This is a genomic window from Streptomyces sp. NPDC029152 (genome assembly GCF_055564355.1).
This window is the reverse complement of record NZ_JBVHWR010000046.1, coordinates 1-8,173: the sequence shown is the minus strand read 5'-3', so window position 1 is coordinate 8,173 and position 8,173 is coordinate 1. Positions and strand designations below refer to the sequence as shown.

Here is an 8,173-nt window from a genome sequence, read left to right as displayed (position 1 = left end):
GAGACGGCCAGGGGTGTGCCGTGGCGGTCGACGATCAGGTGGTGCCTGCTGCCCGGGCGTGCGCGGTCGACCGGCGAAGGTCCGGTGTGAGCCCCGTTACCTTTTTCGTGGCCCCGCAACGGGGCTCCCGGCCTCCGGTCCCGGCATGACTCAGGTCCCCAGTCGGTCATGATCGAAAGGGTGCTGTCACCGGGCACGGAGGCATCGGCAGACCGCTGATCAGGGGCATGGGCGCCGAACCCGCACCGGGGGCGGCAGGCTCTTCGTAACGGGGATGCCGGCACGCTGATGCCGCAGGCAGGCCGGGACGGTGCGGAGTCGGGAGACAGGGTCGTGAACGAGGACAAGACCGTCGACGTCTATCTGGGTCTGGACGTGGGCAAGGGCTAGCATCACGCGACCGCGCTGACCCCGGCCGGGAAGAAGGCCTTCGACAAGCCGCTGCCCAACACCGAGCCGAAGCTGCGCGAGTTGTTCGCCAAGCTGCAGGCCAAACACGGCACCGTGCTGGTCGTTGTCGACCAGCCGGCCTCCGTAGGGGCCCTGCCGCTGGCGGTCGCCCGCGACATGGGCTGCCAGGTCGCCTACCTGCCGGGCTTGACGATGCGCCGGATCGCCGACCTGTATCCGGGCGAGGCCAAGACCGACGCGCGGGACGCCTACGTCATCGCTGACGCCGCCCGCACGATGCCGCACACGCTCCGCGCCGTCGACCCGGCTGAGAAGACCACGGCCGAGCTGCAGATGGTCGTCGGCTTCGACGACGACCTCACTGCCGAGACCACTCGCCTCAAAAACCGCCTGCGCGGTCTGCTCACCCAGATCCACCCCTCACTTGAACATGTCCTGGGTCCACGCCTGGACCATCCCGCCGTCCTCGCCCTGCTGGAGCGCTTCGGCTCACCCGCGCAGATCCGCAAGGCCGGACGTCGCCGCCTGGTCGCGCTGCTGCGGCCGAAGGCGCCGCGGACGGCCGAGCGTTTGGTGGACGACATCTTCACCGCCCTCGACGAGCAGACCGTCGTCGTTCCCGGGACCGAGGCCGCGACACTGATCGTTCCCAGCCTCGCCTCCTCGCTCTCCTCCGTTCTCGGTCAGCGCAAGGCCCTGGCCACGCGGATCGAGGAACTGCTGGAGGCTCACCCTCTTTCCCAGGTCCTGACCTCCATGCCCGGCATCGGGGTCAGGACCGCAGCCCGCTGTCGGCGTACAAGTGAACGTGCACCACCTCGTACGAATGAGAGTGCACCGTTCCTGATGCGGTGAGAGGTCGTGACCGAGAGCCTGCTGCCGTCGGGTTGGGGATCGGCGGAGGGCGGCTGGCTATGGTGCTGGATCCGCATCGGTGGCTGGAGCTGAGGCGGTTTCGCGGTCTGTATGAGTCCGGGGCGATGAGCTTGCGGGAGATCGCGAAGGAGACCGGGCTGAACCGTCGCACGGTCGCGAAGTATCTGTCGGGTGATGTGCCGGTCGCGCCGCCGAAGAGGGCCGCGAACGGTCAGCCGCGGCGGCGGGTGGTGGACGAGGTTGCGCCCTTGATCGATGCGATGCTGAGGGCCGAGATCCTCCTCAAAGGAGCCGTGATCCACGAGCGCTTGGTGGCCGAGTACGGGTTCACCGGCACCTATCAGCGCGTGAAGCTTTACTTGCAGGAGGCCCGGCCCAGGATCGCGGATGAACTGGGAATCAGTCCGGGTGAGCTGGCTGGTCTGCACCGCCGGTTCGAGGTGGTGCCCGGGGCTCAGGCCCAGGTGGACTGGGGTGATGAGGGCAAGGTCCTCGCTCATGTCGGGATTCCGAAGGTCTACTCCTTCCACATGACCTTGTCCTACTCGCGCGACCCGTTCTGCTGCTTCACCACCAGCCAGGACCTGGCCACATTCTTCGACTGCCACCGTCAGGCGTTCGCCCACTTCGGTGGTGTCCCGATGTCGATCGTCTATGACCGCACCAAGACCGTCGTCCGTCGACATGTCGCACCGGGTGAGGCTGTCCCGTTGCATCCGGAGGCGGTCGCGTTCGCCGGGCACTACGACTTCGACGTTGACGTGCTGGCCGCCTACCGGCCCCAGGGCAAGGGGCGGGTCGAGAGGCAGGTTGGCATCATTCGGGACCATGTCCTGGCCGGGCGGGCCTTCTCCTCGATCGAGGAGATGAACGCCGCCTTCGCCGCCTGGGTCCCGCTACGTCGGGCGAAGGTCCACGGCACCCACGGCGAGGTCATCGGCCTGCGGGCGGTCCGCGACCACATGGCCCTCCGCCCGCTGCCGGCCACCCCCTACGTCGTCGCCCAGCGACACCTCCGCTACGTCGGCAAGGACTGTCTCGTCGCTTTCGAGGCGAACCTCTACTCGGTGCCGGCGATGCGGGTCCGTCCACGCCAGCTGGTCGAGATCAGAGCCACGAAATCCCAGGTCACGCTCCACTCCACAGCTCCTGACCACCAGGGCGACACTTTTCTGGCCGCCCACCCCCGGGCCGTTGGCCGAGGAGCCCGGGTCGTGGACGAGAAGCACTGGGACGGCCTGCCCACCGGAGCTGGCCGTCGCGTCACAGCGGGCGGGGACCTGTCCGCACCCCGCCGATCTGACTGCTCCGGCCCGCAGGCGGGATCGCTCATGGCCCTGCTGAACCGGGCCGCAGTCACCCAGGTCGAGGTCGGCCGTCGGCCGCTGTCGGTCTATGACGAGCTGACCGGCACCCGCCCCTTCACCACCCACCGAACGCCGAAGGAATCGTCTTGAGCGAGCTGGTCTCCACCCGCATCCGCAACACAGCCTCCAAGCTGGGTCTTCCCCACCTGGCCGAGGCCCTGACCCAGTACGCGCAGCGGGCCGACGAGGCCAAGATGAGCTACCTCGACTTCATCGACCTGGTCCTGTCCGAAGAACTCGCTGTCCGCGACGACCGCCGCTTCCGCCAGGGCCTGCGGCTGTCGCGGCTTCCGCACCACAAGACCCTGGAGGACTACGACTTCTCCTTCCAGCCCGAGCTTGACCCCCGCAAGGTCAAAGACCTCGCCACCCTTTCGTTCGTCGAGACCAAGGCCAACGCCGCCCTCCTGGGGCCGCCCGGGGTGGGCAAGACACATATCGCCGTCGCCCTCGCGGTCGCGGCCTGCCGGGCCGGCTACTCGATCTACTTCATCAGCCTCGACGACATGGTCCGCAACCTCACCGCCGCCGAAGCGGCGGGACGCCTGACCAACAAGCTCGGCACGTACTTGCGGCCAGCGGTCCTCGTTCTGGACGAAGTCGGCTACCAGCCCCTCGCCCGCGCAGAAGCCAACCTGGTCTTCCAAGTCATCTCCAAGCGCTACGAAAAGGGCTCGATCATCCTGACCTCGAACAAGACCTTCAGTGAATGGGGACAGGTGTTCGGCGACGAGGTGCTGGCCACCGCCATCCTCGACCGCCTCCTCCACCACTGCGGAGTGATCTCCATCAACGGTCCCAGTTACCGGCTCAAGAACCGCCTCGCCGCCATCGAACGAGAGCGGGACGACGCAGCCTGACAACGTGGTCGACAATGACCGCATGGATGTCACTGAGCTGCTCGAATCGGCTTCCCTCCTCGTCCCGGAAGAGGTCGCTACCGAGAACGACATCTCGGTGCAAGACGTCTGGGACTATCTCGCCCACGACGAATGGCAGATCGCGCTGAACCTGCTGGAGGAGCTCGGCGACGGGCAACCGCTGCCCTTGACGTTCTGGGAGCAGCTTGCCGAGGCGGCTGAGCAACTCGGCCTTGAGCGGAGCGTGGCTTGGTGCCACTGGCGGTGTTCCGAGATCCGAAACGGAATGATCCGGGCGGATCTGACGCTTCGTCCACCCACGGAGGCCCGACGCAGGACACCAATCTCCGGTCACGGTGTTCTGCGACCCATGTGGGACATCGGGGACCTCTCGCCGACCGGGGGTGTTGCGGTGAGCATCGCAGGGCTCTGGGTCGAGGACATGCCCCTTCTGGAGCCCGGCGGCCGGGCTACTGTCCGCCTCGTTCCCCTCACTCCCACTCACTGGACGCACGTCCAAACCGGCCAGCACATCAACATGCACGAGGACCGGACCGTGGCCGGCACCGCAGTCGTGCTGGAGGTTCACCTCCCCACCTCCGCCATGCCCACAAGATGACACCGACCGTCCCGCCCTCACCCTGGTGCAGATATCTCCGTACTCGGTGGAGCAGTCACAGGAGTACGTCGACACCCGCATCCTCATCGACGTCGGCGACGGCACTGTGTTCCCTACCGCTGGGCACCTGGTGGCCTATGCCGACCTTGCCCCGGTCACCCGGGCCTCGGGCTCCTCCATCCGCGGTGAGCACCCCGCCCGGCGCGGCAACTTCCCAATGCCGACTGTCAAGCCCGTGGGGCCCTACTCCTCGATCAGACCGCTACCCGGGTAGGCAAGGCATCCGTCCTCCCATAGGCGAGTATTTGAGCGAGGGTTTCCCGGAACCGGGCCACATCTTGCGCCGGTGCCTCAATGACAGCTTCGATTTCGTTGTCCTCCAGCCGAAGGCTCTCCAGTGACTCGGGGTCCAGCACGATGCGAAGGACATTGTCCTCCATGACGGCTTCGCGCACGCAGCCGTAGGCCGTCCCCTGCCCAGCCGTGACCAGGCAGTGAGTGTCCATCCCCAGGGCGACCTCCTGGTCGTCGGGATCTTCCTCGCCTGACATGAACGACAGGATGAAGCCGCTGCCGTCCTCGGTCTCCGAGAGGCCGGCTTCGGTGAAGTAACCATGGGGATCGATCTCAACTCCGGCGACCCGGGCAGTGAATCGGAATGTCATGAAGACGTTCTATCAAGGCGGTCGGACAGGAAGCGGATGCGGATGTCTGCACCACCAGGTCCAAGGAGGGGCTGTTTCAGACTGTTCCTCACTGGGCCAGCGAAGCCGGTGCCGTGGCTGCTTGGAGTCGTCCTAGGCCCCAGCGACTGGGACGGTCTGGAAGGGGGCGTGGTCACGGATCATGGCCCACAGGACGTTGACGCGTCGGCGGGCGAGGGCGATGACGGCTTGCTTGTGCCCCTTGCCCTCCTTCCTCTTCCGGTCGTAGTACGCCTTCAAAACGGGGCAGAAGAACACGCTGACCTGGGTGGAGAGGTAGAGGGCGCGTTGGAGGCCGCGGTGGTAGCGGCGGGGCCTGCGCAGGTTGCCGCTGACTTTTCCGGAGTCCCATGGGACTGGGGCCAGTCCGGCGAGGCGGTCAGGGGTGGTGAAGGCGGTGAGGTCGCCGCCGGTCGCGGCTATGAACTCGGCGCCGGTGGTGGGTCCCATGCCGGGCATGCTGAGGATGATCTCGGCGTCCCGGTGCTGGCGAAAGCGGGCTTCGATCCGGGCGTCGAGTTCGGCTGCCTCATCGTTATGGGCGGCCACCGAGCGGGCGAGCCGGCCGACGAGCTCGGCTCCGAGTTCCTCGCCGCGCAGGGCGGTCATCTGGGCCTGGGCTGCTTCCACGGCTGCGGCCGCGAGCGCGCCGGCCCTCTGGACCTTGCGGTTGCGCAGCCAGGTCTCCAGCCGCCGAACGCCCATGCGGCGGATCGCGGCCGGTGTCTGGTAGGCGGTCAGCAGGACGACGGGGCCCTTCTTCGTCAGGTCCAGGGCCCGTTCGAGCGCGGGGAAGAACTCCAGGAGCTGGGCGCGTAGGCGGTTGATCTGGCGGGTGCGGTCGTGGACGACGTCCAAGCGCCGGGCGGTGAGGAGCCGCAGGTCGAGGGCGATGTCGTCGCCGGGGCGGAGCATGCTGACGTCGCGGCGGATGCGTGCCTGGTCGGCGATGATGAAGGCGTCGCGGGCGTCGGTCTTGCCCTCGCCGCGGTAGGTGGTGGACGCCTGGTGGATGGTCCGGCCGGTGAGGTAGGCGACGGGCTGTCCGTGGTTCAGGAGGAGGCCGGTGGCCAGGGCGGCGATGCCGGTGTTGATGTCCACGGCCCACAGCACGTCACTGGATATCTCCAGGACGTCGGCGATGAGCTGGAGCAGCTCGCTCTCGTCGTTCAGCACGCGGCGGGACAGCAGCCGCTTGCCGTCGGCGTCGATCACCACTGCGTGGTGGTGCTTCTTGCCGATGTCCAGTCCGGCCCAGATCTCGGGCACGTTCCCCTCCGTCAGCTCGTCGTCACATCCGGTCCCGCAGACGACCTCGCCGACATTGTCTTACGGAGCGATCGAGTCGCGATTCCCAATTGGTGGTCGAGTCGTCGCGGGGCTCCGGGCGGCCAAGTTGCCTAAGAGGTCCTAACAAAGGCGTTGGACGTGGCGGTAGGTGATGAGGCAGGTGGCGAGTCCGAGGAAGGCCTCGTGGATGTCGTCGCGTCGTTCCCAGCGGATGCGCAGGCGACGAAAGCCGTGCAGCCAGGCGATCGTTCTCTCCACGACGTACCGGAAGATGCCCAGGCCGGAGCCGTGTGGCTGGCCGCGTTCGGCGATGACCGGGCGGATGCCGCGCTGCCACAGCAACCGCCGGTACTTGGCGTGGTCGTAGCCGCGGTCGGCGAACAGCATGTCCGGCCGCCTGCGAGGCCGGCCGACCACGCCGGCCACGGCCGGGACCTTGTCCAGCAACGGCAGCAGCTGGGTGACGTCGTTGCGGTTTCCGCCGGTCAGCGACACCGCGAGCGGGATGCCCTGGCCGTCGGTGAGGACGTGGTGCTTGCTGCCCGGCCGTGCGCGGTCGACCGGGCTGGGACCGCTTTTGGGCCCCGTCGGGCCGCCCGCACATGGGAGGAGTCGATCACCGCCCTCGACCAGTCCAGCTGCTTCGCCGACCGCAACTTCTCCAGCAGCACCAGGTGCAGCTTCTCCCACACGCCGGCCTCGTTCCACGCGGCCAGGCGCCGCCAGCAGGTCATGCCGGATCCGAAGCCCAGCTCCTGGGGCAGGTACTCCCACTGGATCCCGGTGTGCAGCACGAACAGGATCCCGCACAAGGCCTGCCGGTCAGGCACCCGAGGCCGGCCCGCCACCAGCTTCGGCCCCGGCTCCGGCAGCAACGGCTCGATCAGCGACCACAGTTCGTCCGACACGATCCACGGCCGCGACTGACGCTTCCCCACGAACAGCCCAACGACCACTCAAGCCGAAAGTCACATGATCAACAACTTCTGTTAGGACCTCTAAGAGAGCGTCTGATCACCGTTCAGGCTGTTGTAGCGGTCATGTCCGTTTCGATTCGCCAGGTTGGCGTGGATTCTCCCGTCAGTTCGCGGGACATTTTGTTAGCCATCGCCCAGTGGATCATCGCCCGGGACCTCTGGGGCAGGGCTTCGTAGTCCCGGGCCAGCCGGCGGTGCTGCATCAGCCAGCCGAAGGTCCGCTCGATCACCCAGCGTTTCGGCAGCGGCTCGAACCCCTTGGCTCGGGGCCGCTGCACCACTTCCACGTCGATGCCGAGCAGGGCACCGTGGTTGAAGATGCTGTTCTGGTATCCGCCGTCGGCCCAGACCTTGGACACACTGGGGTGGTTCGCGGCCACGTCGTCGAGCAGGAGCTTCCCGCCGGTGGTGTCGTGCACGTTCGCGGCAGTGATGAGTACGGCCAGTACGAGACCGAGCGTGTCCGTGATCAGGTGCCGTTTGCGTCCTTTGATCTTCTTGCCGGCGTCGATGCCCTGGCTGGTCTCAGCCACGTTTGCCGAGGTCTTCACGCTCTGGGCGTCGACCACGGCCGCGGTCGGCTCGGCACTGCGGCCGTGGGCTTGGCGGGTCTTGTCACGTAACAGGTCGTGGACCTGCTGGGTCGTGCCGTCCGCTTCCCACTTCGCGTAATAGTCGTAGACGGTCTTGTACGGCGGGAAGTCATGAGGCAGGTACTCCCACGGAATGCCGGTGCGGTTGACGTAGAGGATGGCGTTGACGATCTCTCGCAGGTCGTGCACCCGGGCCGCCGTGCCCGGGCCAGTCCGTCTCGCCCGCCAGGCGGTGAAGACCGGCTCGATCAGAGCCCAGCGGGCATCGGACACATCACTACGGTACGGACGGCGAGCACTCACACACGGTGCAACGACCGCCAACGCCACCGGTCACACAAACATCCCAGAACACTCACTATCTAGATCAGATGCCCTCTTAGTGGGCGTTTGATGTTGTTTCGCACTGACCGTTTCAATGCGGTTTGCGTTTATTCGTCGCCGCCGTGCTCAGGCTGAAACGCCTGGGAAGGCTT

At 66.9% G+C, this 8,173-nt stretch carries 7 protein-coding genes and 3 pseudogenes; 5 read left to right on the top strand and 5 right to left on the bottom strand.

Annotated elements, in window-relative coordinates:
- Window positions 1-86: pseudogene (locus ACZ4V6_RS36250) on the bottom strand (IS5/IS1182 family transposase); the annotation flags it as partial.
- Between the two features lie 202 nt (window positions 87-288).
- Between ACZ4V6_RS36250 and ACZ4V6_RS36245 the strand changes: the two are divergent.
- The 5 genes and pseudogenes from ACZ4V6_RS36245 to ACZ4V6_RS36225 all read left to right on the top strand — a co-directional run.
- Window positions 289-1,197: pseudogene (locus ACZ4V6_RS36245) on the top strand (IS110 family RNA-guided transposase); the annotation flags it as partial.
- A gap of 128 nt (window positions 1,198-1,325) precedes the next feature.
- A complete protein-coding gene (gene istA / locus ACZ4V6_RS36240; RefSeq protein ID WP_467835484.1) occupies window positions 1,326-2,744 on the top strand; it encodes an IS21 family transposase in 1,419 nt (472 codons plus the stop codon).
- Window positions 2,741-3,514: an IS21-like element helper ATPase IstB gene (gene istB, locus ACZ4V6_RS36235; protein WP_467835481.1), complete on the top strand. Its 774-nt coding sequence runs from the start codon at window positions 2,741-2,743 to the stop codon at window positions 3,512-3,514. Before istA ends, istB begins: the two co-directional genes overlap by 4 nt.
- Before the next feature lie 22 nt (window positions 3,515-3,536).
- Complete coding sequence (locus ACZ4V6_RS36230) at window positions 3,537-4,133, top strand: hypothetical protein (protein ID WP_467835479.1); 597 nt, start codon at window positions 3,537-3,539, stop codon at window positions 4,131-4,133.
- Between the two features lie 76 nt (window positions 4,134-4,209).
- Window positions 4,210-4,344, top strand: a pseudogene (locus ACZ4V6_RS36225) (transposase); the annotation flags it as partial.
- A gap of 43 nt (window positions 4,345-4,387) precedes the next feature.
- Here the strand turns inward: ACZ4V6_RS36225 and ACZ4V6_RS36220 are convergent.
- The 4 genes from ACZ4V6_RS36220 to ACZ4V6_RS36205 form a co-directional block, all read right to left on the bottom strand.
- Window positions 4,388-4,798: an Imm10 family immunity protein gene (locus tag ACZ4V6_RS36220; protein ID WP_467835476.1), complete on the bottom strand. Its 411-nt coding sequence runs from the start codon at window positions 4,796-4,798 to the stop codon at window positions 4,388-4,390.
- A 132-nt stretch (window positions 4,799-4,930) separates the two neighbouring features.
- Window positions 4,931-6,106, bottom strand: a complete 1,176-nt coding sequence (locus ACZ4V6_RS36215; RefSeq protein WP_467835474.1) for an IS110 family RNA-guided transposase — start codon at window positions 6,104-6,106, stop codon at window positions 4,931-4,933.
- 141 nt (window positions 6,107-6,247) lie between these two features.
- A protein-coding gene (locus ACZ4V6_RS36210; protein WP_467835473.1) for an IS5 family transposase occupies window positions 6,248-7,065 on the bottom strand; the annotation gives its coding sequence in 2 pieces (ribosomal slippage) (window positions 6,248-6,720 and window positions 6,720-7,065; 819 coding nt in all).
- A gap of 83 nt (window positions 7,066-7,148) precedes the next feature.
- Window positions 7,149-8,000, bottom strand: coding sequence for an IS5 family transposase (locus tag ACZ4V6_RS36205; RefSeq protein WP_467835470.1), 852 nt, complete (start codon window positions 7,998-8,000; stop codon window positions 7,149-7,151).
- Window positions 8,001-8,173 lie beyond the last annotated feature (173 nt).

What these genes read in the sequence shown, in the direction of transcription:
- ACZ4V6_RS36220 (WP_467835476.1), bottom strand. Translation starts at nt 4,798, where the DNA reads ATGACATTCCGATTCACTGCCCGGGTCGCCGGAGTTGAGATCGATCCC.
- ACZ4V6_RS36230 (WP_467835479.1), top strand. Translation starts at nt 3,537, where the DNA reads ATGGATGTCACTGAGCTGCTCGAATCGGCTTCCCTCCTCGTCCCGGAA.
- istA (WP_467835484.1), top strand. Translation starts at nt 1,326, where the DNA reads ATGGTGCTGGATCCGCATCGGTGGCTGGAGCTGAGGCGGTTTCGCGGT.